The sequence below is a fragment of the Enterobacter sp. 4974935 genome, assembly GCF_058661735.1.
Window position 1 is genome coordinate 4234055 of sequence record NZ_JBZWGT010000003.1, and the last position, 25555, is coordinate 4259609.

At 54.1% G+C, this 25555-nt stretch carries 22 protein-coding genes, 1 tRNA gene and 1 pseudogene; 15 read left to right on the forward strand and 9 right to left on the reverse strand.

Annotation, left to right across the window (positions count from 1 at the left end; genetic code table 11):
- Nucleotides 1-38: 38 nt before the first annotated feature.
- Nucleotides 39-755 carry a ribonuclease PH gene (gene rph / locus AC4OVS_RS21495; protein WP_015570044.1) on the reverse strand — a complete coding sequence of 239 codons (717 nt, stop codon included), beginning with the start codon at nt 753-755 and terminating at the stop codon, nt 39-41.
- 125 nt (nt 756-880) lie between these two features.
- Here rph and AC4OVS_RS21500 point away from each other — a divergent pair, with 125 nt between their 5' ends.
- Nucleotides 881-1744, forward strand: coding sequence for a YicC/YloC family endoribonuclease (locus AC4OVS_RS21500; RefSeq protein WP_003860907.1), 864 nt, complete (start codon nt 881-883; stop codon nt 1742-1744).
- A 205-nt stretch (nt 1745-1949) separates the two neighbouring features.
- Nucleotides 1950-2567 carry a trimeric intracellular cation channel family protein gene (locus AC4OVS_RS21505; protein ID WP_023299016.1) on the forward strand — a complete coding sequence of 206 codons (618 nt, stop codon included), beginning with the start codon at nt 1950-1952 and terminating at the stop codon, nt 2565-2567.
- Nucleotides 2568-2569: 2 nt separating this feature from the next.
- On the opposite strand, the gene ligB is transcribed toward AC4OVS_RS21505, so the two are convergent.
- Nucleotides 2570-4240, reverse strand: coding sequence for an NAD-dependent DNA ligase LigB (gene ligB, locus AC4OVS_RS21510; RefSeq protein ID WP_491922697.1), 1671 nt, complete (start codon nt 4238-4240; stop codon nt 2570-2572).
- Between the two features lie 251 nt (nt 4241-4491).
- On the opposite strand from ligB, the gene gmk reads away from it, so the two are divergent.
- The 5 genes from gmk to recG are packed head-to-tail and all read left to right on the forward strand — an operon-like array spanning nt 4492 to nt 10358.
- Entirely contained in the window at nt 4492-5115 is a 624-nt protein-coding gene (gmk, locus tag AC4OVS_RS21515) for a guanylate kinase (RefSeq protein ID WP_006177710.1), read from the forward strand.
- Nucleotides 5116-5169: 54 nt separating this feature from the next.
- Nucleotides 5170-5445: a DNA-directed RNA polymerase subunit omega gene (gene rpoZ, locus AC4OVS_RS21520; RefSeq protein WP_000135058.1), complete on the forward strand. Its 276-nt coding sequence runs from the start codon at nt 5170-5172 to the stop codon at nt 5443-5445.
- 19 nt (nt 5446-5464) lie between these two features.
- Nucleotides 5465-7579, forward strand: a complete 2115-nt coding sequence (spoT, locus tag AC4OVS_RS21525; RefSeq protein ID WP_022646616.1) for a bifunctional GTP diphosphokinase/guanosine-3',5'-bis pyrophosphate 3'-pyrophosphohydrolase — start codon at nt 5465-5467, stop codon at nt 7577-7579.
- A 4-nt stretch (nt 7580-7583) separates the two neighbouring features.
- Nucleotides 7584-8273, forward strand: a complete 690-nt coding sequence (trmH, locus tag AC4OVS_RS21530) for a tRNA (guanosine(18)-2'-O)-methyltransferase TrmH (RefSeq protein ID WP_032622047.1) — start codon at nt 7584-7586, stop codon at nt 8271-8273.
- Nucleotides 8274-8276: 3 nt separating this feature from the next.
- A complete protein-coding gene (gene recG / locus AC4OVS_RS21535) occupies nt 8277-10358 on the forward strand; it encodes an ATP-dependent DNA helicase RecG (protein WP_023299014.1) in 2082 nt (693 codons plus the stop codon).
- 3 nt (nt 10359-10361) lie between these two features.
- Here recG and gltS read toward each other — a convergent pair whose 3' ends face one another.
- On the reverse strand, nt 10362-11564 hold the full coding sequence (gene gltS, locus AC4OVS_RS21540) for a sodium/glutamate symporter (protein ID WP_006812438.1): 1203 nt from the start codon (nt 11562-11564) through the stop codon (nt 10362-10364).
- A gap of 225 nt (nt 11565-11789) precedes the next feature.
- On the opposite strand from gltS, the gene xanP reads away from it, so the two are divergent.
- Both xanP and AC4OVS_RS21550 read left to right on the forward strand, forming a co-directional pair.
- The gene (gene xanP / locus AC4OVS_RS21545; RefSeq protein WP_032626600.1) at nt 11790-13181 is read left to right on the forward strand and encodes a xanthine/proton symporter XanP; all 1392 of its coding nucleotides are present in this window, start codon (nt 11790-11792) and stop codon (nt 13179-13181) included.
- 118 nt (nt 13182-13299) lie between these two features.
- A complete protein-coding gene (locus AC4OVS_RS21550) occupies nt 13300-14994 on the forward strand; it encodes an AsmA family protein (RefSeq protein WP_395036727.1) in 1695 nt (564 codons plus the stop codon).
- Nucleotides 14995-15123: 129 nt separating this feature from the next.
- Here the strand turns inward: AC4OVS_RS21550 and yicI are convergent, their stop codons facing one another.
- A complete protein-coding gene (gene yicI, locus AC4OVS_RS21555) occupies nt 15124-17442 on the reverse strand; it encodes an alpha-xylosidase (RefSeq protein WP_491922698.1) in 2319 nt (772 codons plus the stop codon).
- Nucleotides 17443-17454: 12 nt separating this feature from the next.
- The gene (locus tag AC4OVS_RS21560; protein ID WP_491922699.1) at nt 17455-18846 is read right to left on the reverse strand and encodes a glycoside-pentoside-hexuronide family transporter; all 1392 of its coding nucleotides are present in this window, start codon (nt 18844-18846) and stop codon (nt 17455-17457) included.
- Nucleotides 18847-19134: 288 nt separating this feature from the next.
- Between AC4OVS_RS21560 and AC4OVS_RS21565 the strand changes: the two genes are divergently transcribed.
- Nucleotides 19135-19229, forward strand: a tRNA-Sec gene (locus AC4OVS_RS21565).
- Between the two features lie 121 nt (nt 19230-19350).
- Nucleotides 19351-21150 carry a hypothetical protein gene (locus tag AC4OVS_RS21570; protein WP_491922700.1) on the forward strand — a complete coding sequence of 600 codons (1800 nt, stop codon included), beginning with the start codon at nt 19351-19353 and terminating at the stop codon, nt 21148-21150.
- A 17-nt stretch (nt 21151-21167) separates the two neighbouring features.
- Here AC4OVS_RS21570 and AC4OVS_RS21575 read toward each other — a convergent pair whose 3' ends face one another.
- Nucleotides 21168-21359, reverse strand: coding sequence for a toxin-antitoxin system HicB family antitoxin (locus AC4OVS_RS21575; protein ID WP_049042829.1), 192 nt, complete (start codon nt 21357-21359; stop codon nt 21168-21170).
- Between the two features lie 125 nt (nt 21360-21484).
- Between AC4OVS_RS21575 and AC4OVS_RS21580 the strand changes: the two genes are divergently transcribed.
- The 4 genes and pseudogenes from AC4OVS_RS21580 (at nt 21485) to AC4OVS_RS21595 (ending at nt 23088) form a co-directional block, all read left to right on the forward strand.
- Nucleotides 21485-21826, forward strand: coding sequence for a SymE family type I addiction module toxin (locus AC4OVS_RS21580; RefSeq protein ID WP_491922701.1), 342 nt, complete (start codon nt 21485-21487; stop codon nt 21824-21826).
- A gap of 50 nt (nt 21827-21876) precedes the next feature.
- A pseudogene (locus AC4OVS_RS21585) lies at nt 21877-22287 on the forward strand (virulence RhuM family protein); the annotation flags it as partial.
- A gap of 154 nt (nt 22288-22441) precedes the next feature.
- On the forward strand, nt 22442-22792 hold the full coding sequence (locus AC4OVS_RS21590) for a type II toxin-antitoxin system RelE/ParE family toxin (RefSeq protein ID WP_491922702.1): 351 nt from the start codon (nt 22442-22444) through the stop codon (nt 22790-22792).
- A complete protein-coding gene (locus tag AC4OVS_RS21595; protein ID WP_023299004.1) occupies nt 22789-23088 on the forward strand; it encodes a helix-turn-helix domain-containing protein in 300 nt (99 codons plus the stop codon). Before AC4OVS_RS21590 ends, AC4OVS_RS21595 begins: the two co-directional genes overlap by 4 nt.
- A gap of 64 nt (nt 23089-23152) precedes the next feature.
- Here AC4OVS_RS21595 and AC4OVS_RS21600 read toward each other — a convergent pair whose 3' ends face one another.
- The 3 genes from AC4OVS_RS21600 to AC4OVS_RS21610 all read right to left on the reverse strand — a co-directional run bounded on the left by AC4OVS_RS21600 (nt 23153) and on the right by AC4OVS_RS21610 (nt 25546).
- Nucleotides 23153-24034 carry a GlxA family transcriptional regulator gene (locus AC4OVS_RS21600; protein WP_491922768.1) on the reverse strand — a complete coding sequence of 294 codons (882 nt, stop codon included), beginning with the start codon at nt 24032-24034 and terminating at the stop codon, nt 23153-23155.
- Nucleotides 24035-24276: 242 nt separating this feature from the next.
- Nucleotides 24277-24756, reverse strand: coding sequence for a YqeJ family protein (locus AC4OVS_RS21605; RefSeq protein ID WP_491922703.1), 480 nt, complete (start codon nt 24754-24756; stop codon nt 24277-24279).
- 1 nt (nt 24757) lies between these two features.
- Nucleotides 24758-25546: a winged helix-turn-helix domain-containing protein gene (locus tag AC4OVS_RS21610; protein WP_046621813.1), complete on the reverse strand. Its 789-nt coding sequence runs from the start codon at nt 25544-25546 to the stop codon at nt 24758-24760.
- Nucleotides 25547-25555: the final 9 nt, after the last annotated feature.

The following is a 25555-nucleotide window of genomic DNA, read 5'->3' on the forward strand; positions in this document are numbered from 1 at the left end:
ACAGGCAAAAAAAAGGCGACTCATTGGTCGCCTTAAAATCAATTTTCTAACGCCGCTTTCTGCGTCGCTACAATAGATTCAATACCCCCTCGGGCCAACGCCAGCAAGGTGAGCAGTTCTTCGTGAGTGAATGGCTCGCCTTCTGCCGTGCCCTGCACTTCAATGATGCGACCATCTTCGGTCATCACCACGTTCATGTCGGTTTCTGCGGCAGAATCTTCAACGTATTCCAGATCGCAAAGCGCTTCGCCGTTAACAATACCAACGGAGACAGCAGCAACCATCCCTTTCATTGGGTTGGTTTTCAGCTTACCGGCGGCAACCAGCTTGTTCAGCGCATCTGCCAGCGCCACACAGGCACCGGTAATGGAGGCCGTACGCGTGCCGCCATCGGCCTGGATCACGTCGCAGTCCAGCGTGATGGTGAACTCACCCAGCGTTTTTAAGTCAACCGCGGCGCGGAGCGCACGTGCGATCAGGCGCTGGATCTCCATAGTACGGCCGCCCTGCTTACCTTTTGCCGCTTCACGGGCATTACGGGTATGGGTTGCGCGCGGCAACATACCGTATTCGGCGGTGATCCACCCCTGCCCCTGACCTTTCAGGAAGCGAGGCACGCCCTCTTCGATGGACGCGGTGCAAAGCACCTTGGTGTCACCAAACTCAACCAGCACGGAGCCTTCAGCGTGTTTTGTATAGTTACGGGTCAGGGTGACGGGACGCACCTGGTTGGCGCTACGACCTGCTGGACGCATGATGGATTCTCCGGCTTGAAACGAATGTGGCTGCGCATTATACGGATAAAGGACGCTTATTCCTATCCTGAGAAGCCCCTGAAAGCTATAATCCCCCCATCTCTCCTTTAAAAACGGGAATGTCTATGATCCGCAGTATGACCGCCTACGCCCGGCGTGAAATCAAGGGTAGCTGGGGTAGCGCTACCTGGGAAATGCGCTCGGTAAACCAGCGCTATCTGGAAACATATTTCCGTATGCCGGAACAGTTCCGCAGCCTGGAGCCTGTGGTGCGTGAGCGTATCCGTACGCGTCTGACCCGCGGGAAAGTGGAATGTAACCTGCGTTTTGAGCCCGATGCCAGTGCACAGGGCGAACTGATCCTGAACGAAAAGCTGGCAAAACAGCTGGTTAATGCGGCGAACTGGGTCAAAATGCAAAGCGATGAAGGCGAGATCAACCCGGTTGATATTCTGCGCTGGCCTGGCGTGATGGCCGCCGGAGAGCAGGATCTGGACGCGATTACCGCTGAAATCCTGGCTGCACTCGACGGCACGCTGGATGACTTTATCGTTGCCCGCGAAACCGAAGGCCAGGCGCTGAAAGCGATGATTGAGCAACGCCTTGAAGGCGTGAGCGCCGAAGTGGCTAAAGTGCGCGCTCATATGCCAGAAGTGCTGCAATGGCAGCGTGAGCGTCTTGTCGCCAAACTGGAAGAGGCGGAAGTTCAGCTGGAAAACAACCGTCTGGAACAAGAGCTGGTGCTGATGGCGCAGCGTGTAGACGTGGCTGAAGAGCTGGATCGTCTGGAAGCGCACGTTAAAGAGACCTACAACATCCTGAAGAAGAAAGAAGCGGTAGGCCGCCGTCTCGACTTTATGATGCAGGAGTTCAACCGCGAGTCGAACACGCTGGCGTCTAAGTCTATCAATGCAGAGGTGACCAATTCAGCAATTGAACTGAAGGTCCTGATTGAGCAGATGCGCGAGCAGATCCAGAATATCGAGTAATACCTTTCAGGGTGGTGTCTGGCACATCACCCATTACTTTTTCTAAGCCTTATTTATCCTTACTTTCTTTGCCTCCCGCCTTATCACAAGCCCGCCTGGCATGCGTTGATAAATTCCTTTAGGGCAAATCCCCTCGCCTTAGAAAATCTCAATCGTGATCTTGCGCACAAATCGCTAACCTCCTCCACTTCATTCCGGAGGGTTTATGCTGCTTCACATTCTCTATCTTATTGGCATTACCGCTGAAGCCATGACCGGCGCGCTTGCCGCCGGACGTCGCCGAATGGACACCTTCGGCGTGATCATTATTGCCACGGCCACTGCGCTCGGCGGCGGGTCCGTGCGCGATATCCTGCTTGGCCATTATCCGCTCGGCTGGGTTAAAAACCCTGAGTACGTCATTATCGTGGCAACGGCAGCCGTGCTAACCACGATTGTAGCCCCGGTGATGCCTCATCTGCGCCGCTTGTTCCTGGTGCTGGATGCGCTTGGGCTGATTGTTTTTTCCATCATTGGCGCACAAATTGCTCTCGATATGGGTGAAGGCCCGGTTATCGCCACCATTGCGGCGGTGATCACGGGCGTGTTTGGCGGGGTGCTGCGCGATATGTTCTGCAAACGTATCCCGCTGGTTTTCCAGAAGGAACTGTACGCCGGCATCTCCTTTGCCGCGGCAGTGCTTTATGTCGCCTTGCAGCACTATGTCACAAACCACGATGTGGTCGTTATCTCCACGCTGCTGTTTGGTTTCACCGCGCGTATGCTGGCATTGCGCCTGAAGCTGGGCCTGCCGGTTTTTCATTACAAGCACAACGCGCATTAATGTCAGAACCCGTTAATGTGCTGCTCAGCCAGCCACCTTGCCAGCCTATCAACGGGAGGCGCATGCAGCCAGGTAACGACCTGCTGCGCCTTCTCTTCACCTGTTCCCGGCAAAGCCTGCCAGTCAGCGGCGCTCCGCTGATTCAGCGCCTGCCACGACGCCGCCCCAACCGCATTCAGCGTGGCTTTTGTCAGCGGGATCCCCATCGCTGTGACCCAGCGAATAAAAGGTTGTTTGCGCACAATATTAAAACGATGCCAGAGCGATAACCCGCGCCCGGCGGAAAAGCCAGGCGTGGACTGTAGCTGCGCCTGCGTCAGTGTTAACCACGAAAAAATATGCTCGAAACGATGCGCCTGATGAAGCGTTCGCCAGCCCGCCTCGCCTAACCCCTCGATCCCTAGCCCTTGTTTCGAGCTAAGCCACGTCAACCGGGCAAAGAACTGTTCCATACACGCTGGTGAGGCATAAAAACAGGTCAGCGAGTGGTACTGCAGGGCCGGAGGTTTTGGTTTTTCCCTGTTCGCTCCCCGCCAGACAACTCGATCGAATCGGGGGATCCCCTGCCCGGCGAGGCTTATCAGAACCTGATCGCCGGGAACAATATCCAGCCGCTGCCAGCGTGTGACCGACCCCAGGCTCACCCGCCGCACCTGTTTATCATCAAGCTTTACTGGATCCAGTTCGGCTACAACGGACACCTTGCCCGTTCGCCCGACGCCAAACTGTATCCCTCGCACTTCAGCAACCTGAGCGACAGGCGTATATTTCCATGCGACAACCCAACGGCCTTCACCGGGTAACCAACCGTCGCCCGCGGGTTCATCCGCTGAACGCACCACAATGCCGTCCGTGGCAAAGGGCAATGCTGTTGTATGCCACGCTGAACGCTGCGCTTCGACCGCATTCACAGACGCGGCGGGCAGCGTATAACGCGCCGTCAGGGTGAACCCGGCTTTTGACAACGCATCCAGAGATACCTGCATCTCTTTAGGTCCATCCGGCCAGGCCCAGATAAACACGCCGAGCTGCCTGAGAAGTGCGCTATCGTTATGACGCATCATGGCGCCCGCCACTTTTGCCCGCATGTTCATCCCCCCCATCTGACGCTGGATGTGGTTTTCATGAATCCAGAACAGTTCACCCTGTAAGACGCTATTTGCCAGGGGGCCGGACAGGTTTTGCGGAACAGAGGGGATTGATCGAACCTGCGCCGTCCAGTCTTCACCTTTCACACCGTTGCCACGGCTAATGGCCCGGACAAGCTTCCCGCCCTGGTACACCAGCGTCACAGCCACGCCATCCACTTTGGGCTGCATCCAGAGATGTTGCCGGGCTCGCATCCACTGGCTGAGCTCAGCTTTACTGGCAACCTTATGCACGCCCGTATGCGCAACCGGGTGTGTCACACTACCTGTCAGAGGTGGCGGTCTCTCTTCGGAAGAGACATGACCAAAGCAGCGCTGCCACTGGTTCAACCGCGCGTTAAGCTGATCGTAAACCCCGTCATCAACGTCACTGACTCCCTGCTTCCAGTAAGCATCGTCCCAGCGTTTGATCTGCGCGCTCAGCGCTACAATTTCCTTTTCTGCTTTTGCCTGCGACCATACCGGGCATACCGCTAACCCGGTGCTACACCACAACAGCGCAAACCCGCTTATCCATCGCCACATTATTACCCCTCCTTTGCGTTGGAGGAGGTATAACCCGGTATTGAAAACGACGCGAATGGCAACGTTACGCTTTACGAGGCGTTATCCAGCGTTTCTTTTTGTTGCTGCAAACCGCAGACAAAACCTGAAAACGGCACGCAAAATTTAATCATCCACGGGAAAAAGTGTGACAAAGGCTACGTCACACAGCGGCGACGTGTATAATAAGCCCGTATGTAGGACTTCTTCGTTAACACATACAAAAGACTCTCATGGCTCAAGGCACGCTTTATATTGTTTCTGCCCCTAGTGGCGCGGGTAAATCCAGCCTTATTCAGGCACTGTTAAAAACCCAACCGTTGTACGATACGCAGGTTTCTGTTTCTCACACCACGCGAGCACCGCGTCCGGGTGAGGTGCACGGTGAACACTATTTCTTTGTGAATCACGACGAATTCAGAGCGATGATTGGCAGAGACGCGTTTCTTGAACACGCAGAAGTATTCGGTAACTACTACGGTACTTCGCGTGAAACCATTGAGCAGGTTCTGGCGACCGGCGTGAACGTGTTCCTGGATATCGACTGGCAGGGCGCGCAGCAAATTCGTAAGAAAATGCCTGATTCGCGCAGTATTTTTATTCTACCGCCATCGAAAGATGAACTGGATCGTCGCCTGCGTGGTCGCGGCCAGGATAGCGAAGAAGTTATCGCGAAGCGTATGGCACAGGCTGTTGCAGAAATGAGCCATTACGCGGAATATGATTACCTTATTGTGAATGATGATTTTGATGCCGCGCTGAGCGATCTCAAAACTATCCTTCGCGCAGAACGTCTGCGTATGAGCCGCCAGAAGCAGCGACATGACGCATTAATCACCAAACTGTTGGCAGACTGAACCCACTTTCAGTATCATGCCCAGTCATTTCTTCACCTGTGGAGCATTTTAAGTATGGCACGCGTAACTGTTCAGGACGCTGTAGAGAAAATTGGTAACCGTTTTGACCTGGTACTGGTCGCCGCGCGTCGCGCTCGTCAGATGCAGGTAGGCGGTAAAGATCCGCTGGTACCGGAAGAAAACGATAAAACCACCGTTATTGCACTTCGCGAAATCGAAGAAGGTCTGATCAACAACCAGATCCTCGACGTGCGTGAGCGCCAGGAGCAGCAAGAGCAGGAAGCCGCAGAACTGCAGGCCGTAACCGCCATTGCTGAAGGTCGTCGTTAATTAAACCTGCGGGTCGCCCTTGTATCTGTTTGAAAGCCTGAATCAACTGATTCAAACCTACCTGCCTGAAGACCAGATTAAGCGTCTTCAGCAGGCGTATCTCGTTGCACGTGACGCTCACGAGGGCCAGACACGTTCAAGCGGTGAACCCTATATCACGCACCCGGTAGCGGTGGCCTGTATTCTGGCCGAGATGAAACTCGACTACGAAACGCTCATGGCCGCCCTGCTGCATGACGTGATTGAAGATACCCCTGCCACCTACCAGGACATGGAACAGCTGTTTGGCAAAAGCGTTGCCGAGCTGGTGGAAGGGGTCTCTAAGCTTGATAAGCTGAAATTCCGCGATAAGAAAGAGGCGCAGGCCGAAAACTTTCGCAAGATGATCATGGCGATGGTGCAGGATATCCGCGTCATTCTCATCAAACTTGCTGACCGCACCCACAATATGCGCACGCTGGGCTCACTTCGCCCGGATAAACGTCGCCGCATCGCCCGTGAAACCCTCGAAATCTACAGTCCGCTGGCGCACCGTTTAGGTATTCATCACATTAAAACCGAGCTGGAAGAGCTGGGTTTTGAAGCGTTATACCCGAACCGCTATCGCGTGATTAAAGAGGTGGTGAAAGCCGCTCGCGGTAACCGTAAAGAGATGATTCAAAAGATCCTCTCTGAAATCGAAGGGCGCTTGCAGGAAGCCGGTATTCCGTGCCGCGTCAGCGGTCGCGAAAAGCATTTGTACTCTATCTACTGCAAAATGGTGCTCAAGGAGCAGCGTTTTCACTCGATCATGGATATCTACGCGTTCCGCGTCATCGTCCACGACTCGGACACCTGCTACCGCGTGCTGGGGCAGATGCATAGCCTGTACAAGCCACGTCCGGGGCGCGTCAAAGATTACATCGCCATTCCAAAAGCGAACGGATATCAATCTTTGCACACCTCCATGATTGGCCCGCACGGCGTTCCGGTTGAGGTGCAAATTCGTACCGAAGACATGGATCAGATGGCGGAAATGGGTGTCGCGGCGCACTGGGCTTATAAAGAGCATGGCGGCGAAAGCAGCACCACCGCGCAAATCCGCGCCCAGCGCTGGATGCAGAGCCTGCTGGAGCTGCAACAGAGTGCAGGTAGCTCGTTTGAATTTATCGAGAGCGTTAAATCCGATCTCTTCCCGGATGAGATTTACGTTTTCACGCCGGAAGGGCGCATTGTCGAACTGCCTGCGGGCGCGACGCCGGTCGACTTCGCTTACGCCGTGCATACCGATATCGGCCATGCCTGCGTGGGTGCCCGCGTCGACAGGCAGCCTTATCCGCTGTCGCAGCCGCTCTTCAGCGGGCAGACTGTCGAAATTATTACCGCGCCGGGCGCACGTCCTAACGCCGCCTGGCTGAACTTTGTCGTGAGCTCAAAAGCGCGCGCAAAAATCCGCCAGCTGCTGAAAAATCTCAAGCGCGACGACTCCGTTAGCCTGGGGCGTCGTCTGCTCAATCACGCGCTGGGTGGCAGCCGCAAACTGGCAGAGATCCCCCCAGAAAACATTCAGCATGAGCTGGAGCGTATGAAGCTCGCCTCGCTGGATGACCTGCTGGCAGAGATTGGCCTCGGAAACGCCATGAGCGTGGTCGTAGCGAAGAACCTGCAACAGGGCGAAACGACAGCCGTTCCTGCTAACGCGCAAAATCATGGTCACCTGCCAATCAAAGGCGCTGACGGGGTGCTCATCACCTTCGCCAAATGCTGCCGCCCTATCCCGGGCGACCCGATTATTGCGCACGTCAGCCCGGGTAAAGGGCTGGTGATCCACCACGAATCCTGCCGTAACATCCGTGGCTATCAGAAAGAGCCTGAGAAGTTCATGGCGGTCGAATGGGATAAAGAGACAGCGCAGGAATTTATCACTGAAATCAAGGTGGATATGTTTAACCACCAGGGTGCACTGGCGAACCTGACGGCAGCGATCAACACGGCCTCGTCAAACATTCAGAGCCTGAATACTGAAGAAAAAGATGGCCGCGTTTACAGCGCCTTTATTCGCCTGACCGCCCGTGACCGCGTACATCTGGCCAATATTATGCGCAAGATCCGCGTGATGCCGGATGTCATTAAAGTCACCCGTAACCGAAACTAGCATTATGAATTCAACACGTTACGAGCGAATCTGCGAAATGCTCGCCAGGCGTCAGCCTGATCTGACGGTCTGCATGGAGCAGGTCCATAAACCTCATAACGTCTCTGCTATCGTCCGCACCGCAGATGCCGTCGGCGTGCATGAAGTCCACGCCGTCTGGCCAGGCGCACGTATGCGTACCATGGCCTCCACCGCCGCAGGCAGCAACAGCTGGGTATCCGTGAAAACTCACCAGACTATTGGTGAAGCGGTCTCGCACCTGAAAGGGCGTGGCATGCAGGTCCTGGCAACCAACCTCTCTGCTAAAGCCGTGGATTTCCGTGAGATCGACTACACCCGTCCGACCTGCATTTTAATGGGCCAGGAGAAAACGGGGATCACGCAGGAAGCACTGGATTTGGCTGACCGGGACATCATCATTCCGATGATCGGCATGGTCCAGTCACTCAACGTGTCGGTCGCCTCAGCGCTGATCCTGTATGAAGCGCAGCGCCAGCGTCAGAATGCCGGAATGTACGAGCGCAGCAACAGCATGCTGCCGGAAGAGGAGCAGCAGCGCCTGCTGTTTGAAGGTGGCTATCCGGTGCTGGCTCGCGTTGCGAAGCAGAAGAAATTGCCTTACCCCCACGTCAACGCGCAGGGCGAAATTGAAGCCGATGCCGAGTGGTGGTCCACCATGCAGTACGCAGGGTAAATCATGAAAGGCCGCCTGCTGGACGCCATACCGCTCAACAGCCTGACGGGCGTGGGCGCGGCACAAAGCAGTAAACTGGCGAAGATTGGCCTGCACACCGTGCAGGATCTCCTGCTCCACCTCCCCCTGCGTTACGAAGACCGTACTCAGCTTTATAAAATTGGCGATCTGCTGCCCGCTATTTACGCCACCGTTGAAGGGGAAGTGCTGAACTGCAACATCACCTTTGGCGGACGCAGGATGATGACCTGCCAGATCAGCGACGGCACCGGCATTCTCACCATGCGCTTTTTCAACTTCAATGCGGCGATGAAAAACAGCCTTGCCACTGGACGACGCGTACTTGCGTACGGTGAAGCCAAACGGGGCAAATACGGCGCGGAGATGATCCACCCGGAATACCGCGTGCAGGGCGATCTCAGCTCACCTGAGCTACAGGAGACGCTCACGCCGGTCTATCCAACCACCGAAGGCATTAAGCAGGCCACGCTGCGCAAGCTCACCGACCAGGCGCTGGAGCTGCTCGATACCTGCGCCATTAACGAGCTGCTGCCGCCGGAGCTGGCGCAGGGCATGATGAGCCTGCCGGAGGCGTTGCGCACCCTGCACCGTCCACCGCCAACGCTTCAGCTTGTTGATTTAGAAAGCGGTAAACATCCCGCCCAACGGCGTCTTATCCTTGAGGAATTACTGGCTCACAACCTGAGCATGCTGGCCCTGCGCGCAGGTGCGCAGCGTTTCCACGCGCAGCCATTAAGCCCGCATGATGAGCTCAAAGATAAGCTGCTGGCCACACTGCCGTTTAAACCCACTGGCGCCCAGGCGCGGGTCACCGCCGAGATCGAACGCGATATGGCGCTGAATGTGCCGATGATGCGCCTGGTGCAGGGCGACGTGGGTTCCGGGAAAACGCTGGTTGCCGCATTGGCCGCTTTACGCGCTATCGCCCACGGCAAGCAGGTGGCGCTGATGGCACCGACAGAACTGCTGGCCGAGCAGCACGCCAACAATTTCCGTAACTGGTTCGCCCCACTGGGGATCGAAGTGGGCTGGCTGGCCGGGAAGCAGAAGGGCAAAGCACGTCTTGCGCAGCAGGAAGCTATTGCCAGCGGGCAGGTGCAGATGATTGTCGGCACGCACGCCATTTTCCAGGAACAGGTGCAGTTTAACGGCCTGGCGCTGGTCATTATCGACGAACAGCACCGCTTTGGTGTTCATCAGCGTCTGGCGCTGTGGGAGAAAGGTCTGCAACAGGGCTTCCACCCGCATCAGCTGATCATGACCGCCACGCCGATTCCGCGCACCCTGGCGATGACGGCCTATGCCGATCTGGATACCTCCACCATCGACGAGTTGCCGCCGGGCCGAACGCCGGTGACCACGGTTGCCATACCGGACACGCGGCGCAGCGACATCATTGACCGCGTGCGCAACGCCTGTACGCAGGAAGGGCGTCAGGCGTACTGGGTCTGCACCCTGATTGAAGAGTCTGAGCTGCTGGAAGCGCAGGCTGCCGAAGCCACATGGGAAGAGTTAAAGCTCGCCCTGCCAGAGCTGAACGTCGGTCTGGTTCACGGGCGCATGAAGCCTGCCGAGAAGCAGGCGGTGATGCAGTCGTTCAAACAGGGCGAGCTGCACTTACTCGTTGCGACCACGGTTATCGAAGTGGGCGTGGATGTGCCGAACTCCAGCCTGATGATTATTGAGAACCCGGAGCGTCTGGGCCTGGCGCAGCTCCACCAGCTACGAGGCCGCGTGGGCCGTGGCGCGATCGCCTCTCACTGCGTGCTGCTCTACAAAGCCCCGCTGTCGAAAACCGCGCAGATGCGTTTGCAGGTATTACGCGACAGCAATGACGGCTTCGTCATTGCGCAAAAAGATCTGGAGATCCGCGGCCCGGGTGAACTGCTGGGCACACGTCAGACGGGTAACGCCGAATTTAAAGTGGCGGATTTGCTGCGCGATCAGGCCATGATCCCCGAAGTACAACGCCTTGCGCGTCATATTCATGAACGCTACCCCGAACAGGCGGCAGCGTTAATTGAACGCTGGATGCCGGAAACCGAGCGGTATTCCAACGCCTGACGGTCAGCCAAACATCGGCAGCATCAGGTAGAGCTTAATGACCAGCGCGTTGACGATATCAATGAAGAATGCGCCCACCATCGGCACCACCAGAAACGCCATGTGCGACGGGCCGAACCGTTCGGTGATCGCCTGCATATTCGCGATGGCCGTTGGTGTCGCTCCCAGACCAAATCCACAGTGACCCGCAGCCAGTACCGCCGCATCATAGTTTTTGCCCATCATGCGCCAGGTAACAAAGATGGCATACAGCGCCATAAACACGGCCTGTACCGCCAGGATCGCCACCATCGGCAGCGCCAGCGAGGCCAGTTCCCACAGCTTGAGGCTCATCAGCGCCATCGCCAGGAACAGCGACAGGCTGACGTTCCCCAGCACGGACACCGCGCGTTCGAAGACGCGGTAGAAGCCCATCTGCGCCAGACCGTTGCTCAGGATCACCCCGATAAACAGCACGCAGACAAAGGTTGGCAGTTCGAAAGCCGTTCCCGCCAGCCATTGCGCAACGATTTTGCCCACGGTGAGGCAGATGGCAATCATGGCGATGGTTTCAATCATCACCAGCGAGGTGATGCTGCGACCAACGTCCGGTTTTTCGAACGCGGTCGGCACCATTTCATCGTCTGGTCTGCCTTCCGGCGTAGTGGAATGTTTCACCAGATAGCGCGCCACCGGGCCGCCAATCAGCCCGCCAAGCACCAGGCCAAAGGTCGCGCAGGCCATAGCCACTTCCGTTGCGTTTTCAAAGCCATAGCGTTCGATGAACAGCTTGCTCCACGCCGCGCCCGTTCCGTGACCACCTGACAGGGTAATCGACCCCGCCAGCAGACCCATCAGCGGATCCAACCCCAGCAGCGACGCCATACCGATGCCGATGGCGTTTTGCATCAGCAGCAGGCCCACCACAACAATCAGAAACACGCCCAGCACCTTGCCGCCTGAACGCAGGCTTGCGAGGTTAGCGTTCAGGCCGATAGTGGCAAAGAAGGCCAGCATCAACGGATCTTTCAGGGACATATCAAAATCAATTTCCCAGCCCATGCTTTTTTTCAGCACCAGCAGGGCAAGCGCCACCAGCAATCCACCGGCGACAGGTTCAGGAATGGTGTACTTTTTCAGAAAGGAAACACTGTGTACCAGCTTGCGACCAAGCAGAAGAACCAGCGTTGCGGCAACAAGGGTCGACAACGTATCGAGATGAATCATAAAAGGCTCCTGTTATGCGCGTGTTCCATACACACGCGGCGTTATCCTGGGCCGGGTGATGCTCGTCATGAGCCGCCGGCGCGAAAAGTGTAATTTTTTTTTCCTGTTCGTTGTAGAAAACCTGCTCACACCGGCAGATTTTCTCTCTTTTTTTTGCCGGCAATCGTTTGCTTTTACCAGGTGGTCAGCTAAAATGCCCGCTTTTCCACCGTGGGATTGCCGCCGATGTCTGTTAACACTCTGGAGTCTGCTGATGCGCAACCGATTGCGCAGAAGCAAAACAGTGAACTGATTTACCGCCTTGAAGATCGTCCCCCGCTGCCTCAAACCCTGTTTGCCGCCTGCCAGCATCTGCTGGCGATGTTCGTTGCGGTCATCACGCCGGCTCTGCTGATTTGTCAGGCGCTGGGGTTACCGGCGCAGGATACGCAACACATCATCAGTATGTCTCTGTTCGCTTCCGGTGTAGCCTCCATCATTCAAATTAAAGCCTGGGGTCCGGTGGGTTCGGGGTTGCTGTCGATTCAGGGCACCAGCTTTAACTTTGTGGCGCCGCTGATCATGGGCGGTACGGCACTGAAAACCGGCGGCGCAGATGTCCCGACGATGATGGCGGCGCTATTCGGCACCCTGATGCTGGCAAGCTGCACAGAGATGATAATCTCCCGCGTTCTGCACCTTGCGCGCCGGGTGATCACCCCGCTGGTCTCCGGCGTGGTGGTGATGATTATCGGCCTGTCGCTGATTCAGGTGGGTCTGACCTCCATCGGGGGCGGCTACGCGGCAATGAGCGACCATACCTTCGGCGCGCCGAAAAACCTGCTGCTGGCAGGCGTGGTGCTGGCGATCATTATTCTGCTTAACCGCCAGCGTAACCCGTACCTGCGCGTGGCTTCGCTGGTGATCGCCATGGCGGCCGGTTACCTGCTGGCGTGGGCGCTGGGCATGCTGCCGGAAAACACCACCCCAACCAACAGCGCGTTGATTACCGTGCCAACGCCGCTCTACTACGGCCTGGGCATTGACTGGAGTCTTCTCCTGCCGCTGATGCTGGTCTTTATGATCACCTCGCTGGAAACCATTGGCGATATCACTGCCACCTCCGACGTGTCCGAGCAGCCGGTCTCCGGCCCGCTGTACATGAAACGTCTGAAAGGCGGCGTGCTGGCGAACGGACTGAACTCGTTTGTCTCGGCGGTGTTCAACACATTCCCGAACTCCTGCTTCGGCCAGAACAATGGCGTGATCCAGTTGACCGGCGTGGCCAGCCGCTACGTGGGCTTCGTGGTGGCGCTGATGCTGGTGGTCCTCGGCCTGTTCCCGGCGGTAAGCGGGTTTGTGCAGCACATCCCTGAGCCGGTCCTGGGCGGCGCGACGCTGGTCATGTTCGGTACCATCGCGGCCTCCGGCGTGCGTATCGTCTCCCGCGAGCCGCTGAACCGCCGCGCAATCATGATTATTGCGCTGTCTCTCGCCGTAGGACTTGGCGTCTCCCAGCAGCCGTTGATTTTGCAGTTTGCCCCGGACTGGGTGAAAAACCTGCTCTCTTCCGGCATCGCCGCGGGCGGTATTACCGCTATCGTGCTGAATCTCATTTTCCCGCCTGAAAAGAACTGATCCCCACACGGCAGGCTGTCAATGCCTGCCGTGACATCTCTTTACACCATTCCCGCCTTGAGCATTGCGCATAAATCGTGCATAACACCCTTATGTGCGTTTCGCGGGAAGGAAGACCATGAAATTTATTGGAAAGCTGCTTATCTATCTTCTGGTAGCCCTGCTCATTGTAGTGCTCGCCTTTTATTTTCTGCTCCAGACCCGCTGGGGCGCATCGCAGGTCAGTAGCTGGATCACGGTGAATACCGATTACGAGCTCAACTTTGACCTGATGGATCACCGCTTTTCATCCCCTTCTCACATTCTTCTGGAAAACGTTACCTTCGGACGAGATGGCAAACCGGCCACGCTGGTCGCTAAAAAAGTGGATATTGGCTTAAGCAGCCGCCAGATCACCGACCTGCTGCATATGGACGCCATCACCCTGTTCGATGGCACGCTGAATTTATCTCCACAGACGGCGCCGCTGCCGTTCCAGGCCGATCGTCTGCAACTGAATAACATGGCCTTTAACAGCCCGAATACGGAGTGGGATCTCAGTGCGCAAAAGGTGACCGGTGGCGTCAGCCCGTGGCAGCCCGAGGCGGGGAACGTACTGGGGAAAAATGCGCAAATCCAGATGAGCGCCGGGTCGCTCACGCTCAACGGCATACCGGCCAACAACGTGCTGATTCAGGGACAACTCAACGGCAAAGAGGTGGTGCTCAATACCATCGGTGCCGATATGGCGCGCGGCTCGCTTACGGGGTCGGCTCAGCGTAATGCCGACGGTGGCTGGGTTATCGACACCCTGCGTCTGAATGAGATACGCCTGCAAAGCGACAAATCGCTGCTGGATTTCTTCGCCCCTCTCTCCACCCTGCCTTCGTTACAGATTGGGCGGCTGGAAGTGACCGATGCCCGTCTACAGGGGCCAGACTGGGCGGTAACCGACCTTGATCTTAGCCTGCGTAACCTCACCCTGAGTAAAGGAGACTGGCAAAGCCAGGAGGGACGGTTATCCATGAACGCCAGCGAATTTATCTACGGCTCGCTGCATCTTTTTGACCCTATCCTGAACGCGGAATTCTCCCCACAGGGCATTGCGCTGCGTCAGTTCACTTCCCGCTGGGAAGGGGGCATGGTGCGCACCTCCGGCAACTGGCTGCGCGACGGGAACGCGCTGGTGCTGGACGACGTTGCCATTGCCGGGCTGGAATATACGCTTCCGGAAAACTGGAAAACGCTGTGGATGGATCCGCTCCCGGCATGGCTGAACAGCGTGACGCTGAAAAAATTCGGCCTGAGCCGCAACCTGGTGATCGACATCGATCCGGCGTTCCCATGGCAGATCACCTCCCTCGACGGTTATGGCGCTAATCTGCGTCTGGCGCAAGACCATAAGTGGGGCGTGTGGGGCGGTAACGCAACCCTGAACGGGGCGGCAGCAACCTTTAACCGCGTCGACGTGCGACGCCCGTCGCTGGCGCTGAATGCCAACGCCGCAACGGTAAACATTACCGACCTGAGCGCCTTTACCGAGAAAGGGATCCTGGAAGCGACCGCCACCGTGTCACAGCTGCCACAGCGACAAACCACCGTGAGCCTGAACGGGCGCGGTGTACCACTCAACGTTTTGCAGCAGTGGGGCTGGCCAGCGCTGCCGATTGCGGGCGACGGCAATATTCAGCTCACCGCCAGCGGCAGCGTGCAGGCGAATGCGCCGCTGAAGCCGACGGTGAACGGGAAGCTTAGCGCGGTGAATATGGATAAACAGCAGGTGCAACAGACCATGACCCGCGGGATGGTGTCGGCGGTGGCTCCGGCACAGTAAAAAGCCGGGTGGCGGCTTCGCCTTACCCGGCCTACGAGGTTTTGGTTCCCTCTCCCCGTGGGTGAGGACATCAGACCGCATAATTACCGTAGGCCCGGTAAGCAAAGCGCCACCGGGCATTTTTCCAGCTCAGAGGTGGATCACCACCTCATCCCCCTCGGCTTTCACCACCACACCCCACTCGCTGCCCGCATGTGAACCGCCTTTCACGCCGCCAACCTTTTGCACGTTGCGCAAGCACACCGACCAGTTTTGCGCATCTCCCGCGCCGGTAAAGGTCACGACGTCGCCCTGACGTGACGCCTTCAGCGTAAACACCACAGAACCGTCCGCCGCAGGCACTTCGCTTACCGCCGTTGCGCCATCGCTCAGGTTGAAGAGCTGGAAGGCTGTCCCCTCGTGCCACGCATAGTCCGGCTTCTGGTTATTATTGCCGAGCGCCAGCAGCGTGTTGTCGCGCACATAGACCGGCAGGCTCTGGAAATCGTGCTGCTGCTTATGCCAGCGGCTGCCCTCGATTACATCGTTGTGCCACAGGTGCGTCCAGCGCCCTTCCGGCAGCCAGAACTGCACGTCGCCCGCCTCGGAGAACACCGGCGCCACCATCATTGAATCCCCCAGCATGTACTGGCGGTCAAGGTAATCGCACGCCGGGTCGTCCGGGAACTCCAGCATCATCGCCCGCAGCATCGGCGTGCCGAACTCGCGGGCCAGCGCAGCCTGACGATACAGGTACGGCATCAGCTGGCATTTCAGCTGGGTGAAGTGGCGCACCACGTCGCAGGACTCATCATCGTACGCCCACGGCACGCGGTAGGATTTGCTGCCGTGCAGGCGGCTGTGGCTGGAGAACAGCCCGAAAGCGCACCAGCGTTTGTAGACGTGTGCCGGAGCGGTGTTTTCGAACCCGCCGATATCGTGGCTCCAGAATCCGAAGCCGGACAGGCCAATCGACAGCCCGCCGCGCAGGCTTTCCGCCATCGATTCATAGTTGGCGTAGCAGTCGCCGCCCCAATGCACCGGGAACTGTTGCGCACCCACGGAGGCAGAACGGGCAAACAGCACCGCCTCTTCTTCTCCCACCGTCTCTTTCAGCACGTTCCACACCAGTTCGTTGTAGATGTAGGCGTAATGGTTGTGCATCTTCTGCGGATCGGAACCGTCAAACCACTGGACGTCCGTCGGGATACGCTCGCCGAAGTCGGTCTTGAAGCAGTCGACGCCGATCTCCACCAGGCCTTTCAGCTTGTCGGCGTACCACAGGCACGCGTCCGGGTTGGTGAAGTCGTAGATCGCCAGCCCCGGCTGCCATTTGTCCCACTGCCACAGGGAGCCGTCCGGGCGCTTGAGCAGGTAGCCCTTCTCTTTCAGCTCACGGAAGATCGGCGATTTCTGGCCGATGTACGGGTTGATCCACACGCAGACCTTCAGCCCTTTCTCTTTCAGGCGGCGGATCATCCCTTCCGGGTCGGGGAAGGTCACCGGGTCCCACTCAAAATCGCACCACTGGAAGGCTTTCATCCAGAAGCAGTCGAAGTGGAACACGTGCAGCGGCAGGTCGCGCTCGGCCATGCCGTCGATAAAGCTATTGACCGTCGCTTCGTCGTAGTTAGTGGTGAAGGAGGTGGTCAGCCACAGGCCGAACGACCACGCAGGCGGCAGCGCCGGACGGCCGGTGAACTGCGTATAGCGGTTTAATACCTCTTTTGGCGTCGGGCCGTCGATCACGAAGTACTCCAGATACTCCCCTTCCACGCTGAACTGCACTTTGGAGACTTTTTCGGAGCCGACTTCAAACGAGACGTTCTCGGGGTGATTCACCAGCACGCCGTAGCCGCGGTTGGTCAGGTAGAACGGGATGTTTTTGTAGGACTGCTCGGTGCTGGTGCCCCCGTCGCGGTTCCAGGTTTCGACCGTCTGGCCGTTGCGCACCAGCGCGGTAAAGCGCTCGCCCAGGCCGTAGACCGTTTCCCCCACGCCCAGATCCAGACGTTCAAACACATAGTTGCGATCGGTGTTGGTATCCTGCACGTAGCCGTTGTTTTTCAGCTGGCTGCCGGTAATGCGCTGGCCGTTGCGCAGGAAATCCAGCGCCCAGAACTCGCCTTTGGCGACGCGCACGCTGACGCTGCCGCTTTTCAGCTCGGCAAATTCGGCGTTGTTTTCAATCTCAACTTTTACATCCTTCAGAACGTTCAGCGGATAGTGCGGGCCGTTGTTCAGCGCACCCTGGAAGTGTTCGATGCGCACCCCGACAATCCCCTCCTGCGGGGCAAACAGGCGCACCGTGAACATCAACGTGTCCAGCTGCCAGGTGCGTTCGCGCACGTCACGCGGCGCGACGTACACCACCAGGTCATTGCCCTGCTGCTCCACGTCGAACACCTGGACCGGATACGTCACGTTAAGGCCCGGTTGAATAAGCCAGTTTCCATCACTGATTTTCATGCATACGTCCTCTTAGTTCTGCAATTCTTTGCTGACCGGCAGGTTTTCAAACTCCTGCTGATTGCGGCGCGCGCCCTGCGCCAGCTCGCGCAGGATTTTGGTCAGGAAGGGGGTTTTCAGCGTGTAGTAGCGTTTGGCGATAATGGCGCTCAGCACGTAGCAGATCGCCGGTGCCAGGGTAAATAGACCGATAATGATGCTGATGGTCGCGCTGTTCTGGGTTTTGGCCGCCGCGTTGTAGCCGCCGCCTGCCAGCATCCAGCCGATCATCGCCCCGCCCAGCGCCAGGCCGAGCTTCAGCACAAACAGCGTGCCCGCGAAGCTGATGCCGGTCAGACGTTTGCCGTTGGTCCATTCGCCGTAGTCGACGGTATCGGACATCATTACCCACTGAATCGGCGTCACCAGCTGGTGCAGCACGCCGATAACGAAGATGAAGCCGAACATCAGCACGGTGGCATGCATCGGCACGAAGAACATCGCCACGCTGACCACCGCCAGCGCGGCGTTGGTCCACCAGAAGATGCTGACCTTGCACTTCCAGTCGGTGAGCGGTTTCGCCAGCGCGGAGCCAATCAGGTTGCCGACGCAGTAGGTCGTCAGGAAGGCGACGAACACCTCCGGCGAGCCCATGATCCAGGTGCAGTAATACATCATCGCGCCGCCGCGCACGCAGACGGCGAGGATGTTGAGGATGGTCAGCACGCCGACGATGCGCCACTGGTCGTTTTGCCAGATATCACGCAGATCTTCACGCATGGAGGTGGTGCTCGGCGGCACCTGGATGCGCTCTTTGGTGGTGAAGAAGCAGAACGCCAGCATCAGGAACGCGACCACCGACAGCACGGCGATCCCGCCCTGGAAGCCGAATGCCTTATCGTCGCCGCCAATCAGGTTCACCAGCGGCATCATCAGCACCGTAGAGAGCATGCCGCCCGCCGTCGCCAGCACAAAGCGCCAGGACTGGAGGGAGATACGCTGCGTCGGGTCGTTGGTGATCACGCCGCCCAGCGCGCAGTACGGGATGTTGACCACGGTATAGAGCAGGGTCAGCAGGGTGTAGGTGATGGCGGCGTAAACCATTTTACCGTTGAGGCTGAGGTCCGGCGTGGTATACGCCAGCACGCAGACGATGCCGAACGGGATCGCGCCGAACAAAATCCACGGGCGGAACTTACCCCAGCGGCTGCGGGTGCGGTCGGCAATCAGCCCCATGCAGGGGTCGGAGATTGCGTCCAGCGCACGCGCCAGCAGGAACATGGTGCCGACAAACCCGGCGGGAATACCAAAAATATCGGTGTAGAAAAACATCATGTAAAGCATGACGTTATCAAAAATGATATGGCTGGCGGCGTCTCCCATGCCGTAGCCAATCTTCTCTTTTACTGACAATACTTCGCTCATATTTTTATCCTTCACGCTGTAGGGGGCGCTGAGACCGGTTGCATTGGTTTTAAACCATTGTTTCAGGAGCGGGTATTGCGTTTTCTGGTTAAGAGATTACGTTTCTTGTTTTTTGTGATCGGGATAAAAGTTGATGAGCACGAAATGCTAACCTGAGGATTTTCTTAAGAATTAGCTGAAACAGGGGGATTCAGGTCAAAAGAGAGGTGAAAAAAGTGGTGTGGGGTATGTGGTAAATGCCTGAAAGTAGCTATAATGCGCCCCGCCTCCATGTAGCAATCGAGGCGCGGAAGATCGTCATCTCCGGTGAGGTGGCTGGACTTCAAATCCAGTTGGGGACGCCAGCGTTCCCGGGCAGGTTCGACTCCTGTGATCTTCCGCCAAAAATGTCATAGATTTCCAAGTATTTACCTACGTTTTGTTCATTTTGCGGTCTACTTCACATTTTCATTTGTAAAATAAATACAATCATCTTATTTCTATCTACAAATAAATGAGATCGTTATGAACGATATTCAAAAGGAACACCTTTCACCTTTTTTCTCTATTCTAGTTGGTTTTAATAAATCAAATTACACAGCTAAATTTTTACATGAATCCATCATGAAAATCATTGATACAAAAATTCATAATGAAGGAGAAATAAAGAAATATTTAACCACTACTGAAATCATTAAAGAATCCACCGTGTTCATTTCTCCTTACTCAATAAATAAAGTACCCAGTTGGACTAAAAAAAATGATATACATGATATTGAAAATCATGTTGCACTGACTTTTACTCGAGGCAATTATGTTGCTTTTTATTTTTCTGAAAAAGGAATGAAAGATTCGATAAGAGAATATTTTAAGAGTACCATATTGCCAAATCTACATCCTGTAGAAATATCGCATTTAAATCATTTGTTTATTGACGAAGACAATATCAAGATGCTTTGGCTTTTAGGCATACATGGAAAAAATACATTTAAGGCTGATTCAAAAGTACTAGGTGGTAATAGCGTAGCAGAGTCTTTAGATCCACTTGAAGACCAATCTTACATGATGTCTGCTGTAAGAACAGAAATCGGAAATAATAATAAAACCATTGGTCTAAATCCTTTCAAGTCATCTATCTGGAAGGGACCTTGCAAAGATTGGGTTACTTTTGAAAACAACGTCATAGAAATATTGGACATGCTAAATTCCAATAATCAAAACAATTTATCTCCTATAGGTATTCTCGCTAGCCCAATAAATGATCTCAAAAATGTAATTGATGCCTATGATTTTTCGATAATTGACCCAGATTTCATTTCCTATGAATTGCCACTTAAAAAATTAGATTTATTAAGGAACATCAGAAATAAATATAGAATAGAAATTTCATTAACGCTTAATGCATCATTTACCCTAAAGGTGTTTTATGAAAACTCCTACTGCGGTGATATTCAAGTAGCGCTTAAAATAAAAGATTATATTACTAGTTTTGAAATTATTAGCCAGCAGCATGCCCCACAAAAGAAAGATTTACTTAATAAGTATGCGAAAGTTTTTAAACATTCTGATTTAATTAAGTGCTGGTATGAATCAGGACATGCAGTAGTAAACAGTTGGACTTTTAAGACTGACTACAAAGATGTTACTTATAATGGTTTTATCTGGGCAGATTTTGAAAAGTATGATATTTGTAAAGAAAAACCATTAAACTCAGAAAAACTCGATTTAAAACAAATAGGAAAACAAGATTCTCTATTTTGTTGGGTTAAAAACCGCTGGAATAGCCGCTGGGACACGTTTGATAAATTCAACACAACCGAAAAACCGAATGGATGGCTCTATTGTGACGATGGCGCTGGTGAGAAAGCAGACTTTATCCATATTGACGATCATAATGATCAAACGATCATATCATTGATTCATATTAAAGCAGCCAATAGTAATAGTAGCAGCAGAAGAGTATCAGTTGGCGCTCATGATATTGTCTTAAGTCAAGCAGTCAAAAATTTGAGATATGCAAACCGTAAAAATCTCATCCAAGATCTTACAGAAAGAACTACCAGCTCTCAGTACAAGATGTGTTGGTTTGAGAATAAATTAATTCAATCTTCGGACTTTCTTACCAAACTTTCATCATTGAACTCAAACCCGACTAAAATAAAAACTCGGGTCATAGTTATACAACCTCATACAACAAAAAGTTATTATACAAAAACACAAAATAATAACATCAAAAGACAGTTGGATGTTTTATTAGTCAGTTCAGACAATGCGATAAAATCATCTGGCGCAGATTTTCATATAATTGGTTTTAACGACGACTGATTTTAAATAAAAAAATTTTAACCGTTAGGCTTTATTCCCTTATTACGCAACGCCTCCCTCGCCAGTTCCTTCAACCAGCTGGCGAGGCTCACCCCTTCCTCAGCCGCTACCGCATCCAGCTGTTCCTTCAATGCCGGATCAATACGCATTTTAAACTGCGGAGACTGCCCACCGCCTTTTGGTTTTTTTTCGCGCGATATGATTGACATGAGGCCACCTATCCATCTACTCTGACATGCATAGGAGGCCACCTAATCCTCCTGTATTAGCAACGCTCCGAAGTGCGGGAACACAACCGGAGCATCTAACCTCACCAACTATCAAGGAGTTGATTATGGCTGATTCGCATTCTACCCCAGACACCGACCAATCCGGAACCGAGCGTTCGTTAATTGTGGGATACCGCCCGAATGTTTACGACAAATCTACGCCAAAAATCATCCTTTCCGGCAAGTGGCTGCGCGCGGCGGGGTTTGATACCGGGCAGCAGGTCACGGTAAAGGTCATGAAAGGATGCATCGTTCTGGTGGCGTATAACGAGCATGAGCAGCGTTTGCAGGACGATTATAAACGGACGAAAGCAAAGCTTATTGAGATAGAGGACGCGCTTGCAGCGATCCAAATTCCACATGCTGGAAAGCGCCTCGCAAAATCAAATACAAACCACCTGGCTTAGCGGCTGTTTCTGGCATACTACCTGCCTGGTGCATTAGATGTGGAGGCGACATGGCAGATAAAGACGTAATCCAATCCCCGGCAGGCGAATTTGTTATGTTTGCCAGTGATGATGGAACGGTTCGCATCACATGTCGCTTTAAAAATGAAACACTCTGGCTGTCGCAAGCAGCCAGAGCGGCTCTTTTTCAGGTCACACCGCAAGCCATAACTCAGCATATCAAAGCAATTTATGAAGAGGGTGAACTTGAATAAAAAGTAACTTGTAAGGCTTACTTACAGGTTCAGCAAGAAGGACAATCGCAACACATTTCACTATTGCCTTTCCGGCTTCCTCGCTTTCGGTTAGGGCAGATCAGGCGCTCCAGGAATAACTGGTAAATGGCTTTGTTATGGATAACAAGTGCCTGAAGAATCTCCCTGTTGGATCCCCTACATGTTTATTTCGAAGAAATGCTGGAAAGCGCCTCGCAGTTTCTCACTTGCACCATCCGTTTGATATCCCTTCTTTGTCATACTCCTGCCACTCACGCCCTGGCTGCCACTGACAGCCATTGCATTTATCAACTACAGCTTATATTCTTTTTATAAGCTACAGCTTATCATGGACGAAAGCATGTGGACGGTACTGTTTAGTAAGGTATTCGAGCAATGGTTGCTTGAACAGGAAGATGGGTTGCAGGAAAAGGTACTGGCAGACCTGTTAAATCTACAGAATTATGGACCGCGTCTTCCTCGTCCCTATGCGGATACCGATAAGGGCTCACAGTATAAGAATATGAAAGAGTTACGTATTCAATATGCAGGTCGCCCGGTTCGTGCGTTCTTCGCGTTTGATCCTGTACGTCAGGCCATTGTGCTTTGCGCGGGCGATAAGCGTAATGACAAAACCTTTTATGAAAAACTGATTCGCATTGCAGATGCCGAATTCACCCTTCATCTGACAAGCCTGGAGGCAGCCAAGTGAAAACCTTAAATGAAGTGATTGCGTCACGCTCACCGGAAAGCCAACAGCGCATTCAGGAGATGGCAGAGGAAATGTTCCTCGAAACCGGTCTGCAACTTCTGCGTGAAGAGCTCCAGCTTTCGCAAAAACATGTCGCCGATCTTATGGGCGTAAGTCAACCTGCGGTAACACAGCTGGAGCAGCGTGGAAACGATCTGAAGATTGCTACGCTTAAGCGTTACATCGAAGCGATGGGCGGAAAACTTAGCATTAACGTGGAACTACCCACTGGCAAGCAGGTTGCGTTTCATCTCTAGCGCGATTGTATCTGTAGTTGATGGCGCAACTATATAAGCCGCATTTTACATCCACCTCAGAAAATTAATTCTGCGACGTGCGCCACACCCCAGGCGTACAACCATACTCCGTCTGAAAATGACGAATAAAGTGCGCGCAGTCGCTGAATCCCATCCGCTGCGCAATATCCGTCACGCTTTGCTGCGAGTTCTTCAGCAGCCAGCAAGCATAGCGCAGTCTGGCGCTGCGGATAAATTCGCGGGCCGTTTTGCCGAATTCTGCGTGGAACAGACGGTTGAGCTGGCGTTCACTCAATGCCACTTCTCGCGCAAGCCCGGCGGTAGTGAGCGGCCGGGTCAGGAACTGTTCAATCAGCATGACGGCGCGGCGCAACCGCGAGTCAGGGATAAGCGCAAAATTAGCCGGACGCGGGGTGGCAATTTCATGCGGAACGAGCGACAAACGCTGACAGATGGTGCTGGCGATATCATCCCCGGCATGGGCGCGGATAAGCTCAGTTGCCAGCGTCAGGGTGGAAATACCGCCCGGGCAGGTCAGCACATCACCATCGTCGATGAAATCATACCCTTGCTCAGCATAAACCAGCGGGAAAGCCTGCCGAAATGCATCAAGGTGGAAAGGATGGATGGACGCTCGTCGTTCATTCAGCAATCCTTCCTGTGCGAGGACAAAACTGCCGGTGCCAATGCCAATGAGCGGAACCCCGGCATGGTGGGCATGTGCCAGATACGCTTTATCCCCCTGATATCCTAAGTCCAGATACTGCAATTCACCGCCGATAACAGCAAGGTAGTTAAAACTGTCCGGCGGCCCATGGGGAGAATCCGGCCTCATGATAATCCCCGCATTGCTGATAATCGGGATATCAGGAAATTCACTTATCAGGCTGATTTTAAATGCTAATTTATCCTGAGCTTTCGCTGCATAACGCAGCGCTTCCAGCAATCCAGATACCGCCAGAAGTGAATAACGGGGCCATAATATCAACCCAATATGCAGACACTTTTCCGGTACTGATTTCCCCCCATCGGAGGAGTCAAATACACTTTTCATTTACTTGCCAAATTTAAAATTAATTACATTATCGCAACATGATCTGTCGCACTTTATATTTCTAAGATAATCCTGATATTTTAAATCAAGCATAAATGAGACGGGAGGAAAATATAATGCTTTTCTCGTTTACATCATTCTTTTTTTGAACCACGACACACATATGTCGGTAATGTTCCTAAGGTAAAGATATAGTTACCATTATGTTGTTCATTGATACGCATATAAATACTCTTGCCCGGATAGACAAAAAATTGCGGTTCATATTTTTCCAGCCAGCTGTCTTCGACATTATCGTCCGGGAACGTCATATTTTTTTCTGACGTCAGCAAATAGAGGCGATCTTTTCTCTCCACCCGAAAGGAAATTTTCCTGTCGATGGTTTTACCCGGATCGCTCTTTGCCCGGCCATTCATGCTCAGGGTGCCGAATTTCCCGTCGAAGGTGTAATTCAGCCAGACCGTCAGCGTCTCATCCGGATGGTGCTGTACCAGATTAGCCTGGCATGAAAAAGGCTGAACGTAAGATCGGTGCCACAGGTAATAGCCCGTCAGCACGCCTGACGTGACGAGGCCCGTCACGATGACATACAGCATCTGCCGAAAACGAGTCATGCTAGCTATCCTTCAGGAAATAATCAGATATACAGCGGTTCGGTTCTTTCATTGGCCGGTCGCAGCGAATAACCGACGCACGAGGAAGCAGGGCGTACCAGCTGATGTAAACCCAGGGATATTGCGCGCATTCAGCCTTGAATTGTTCTACATAGGTCAGCGCGGAAGCGCGTTCAGCGTGAGTCTGAATGTCGTTCGCAAGATAAACGCGACAGGCCCCGACGGATGCCGCAAAACGATAATCCTCAACAAAACGGTTTTCCCTGGCGCTCATATATCCCGTCACGCCTGCCCCGGCCAGGATGACCAATAGCCCCATGACGACAGCCAGCCAGCGCGTGGGCTTCCTGGCAACGGGCGCTGCTGGCTCGGAGGATGCAGAGACCTCCTCGATCGCTGGCACCTCCTCACATTGTCCCTCTGCGGGTTGAGGCGCGACAGGCGAAGGCTCTCTGACGGTTATTTGCGTGTCGCTTGCCAGCGTCAGCCCAATACGGGGAATGGTAACGATAGGGTCAGTTTCAAAACCAATCTTTTTGAGCCCTTTGCGCAGAATGGAGATGTTCTGGTAATAGGTATTGGAGGAGACAAGCATGCCGCGGCTTTGCCAGACAATATCAAGGAACTCTTGCTGAGTGACAATCGACCCCGCTCTGTCGATTAATAACAACAGGCATCGGCCTGCTGGCGAATTTAACACAACCACACGGTCAGGATTGTTGATATCACGTAACGTGCTGGCCGCAGGATGAAATTCGACGATATTATTTATAATGTAATGCTTATGCATAGGGGCAGT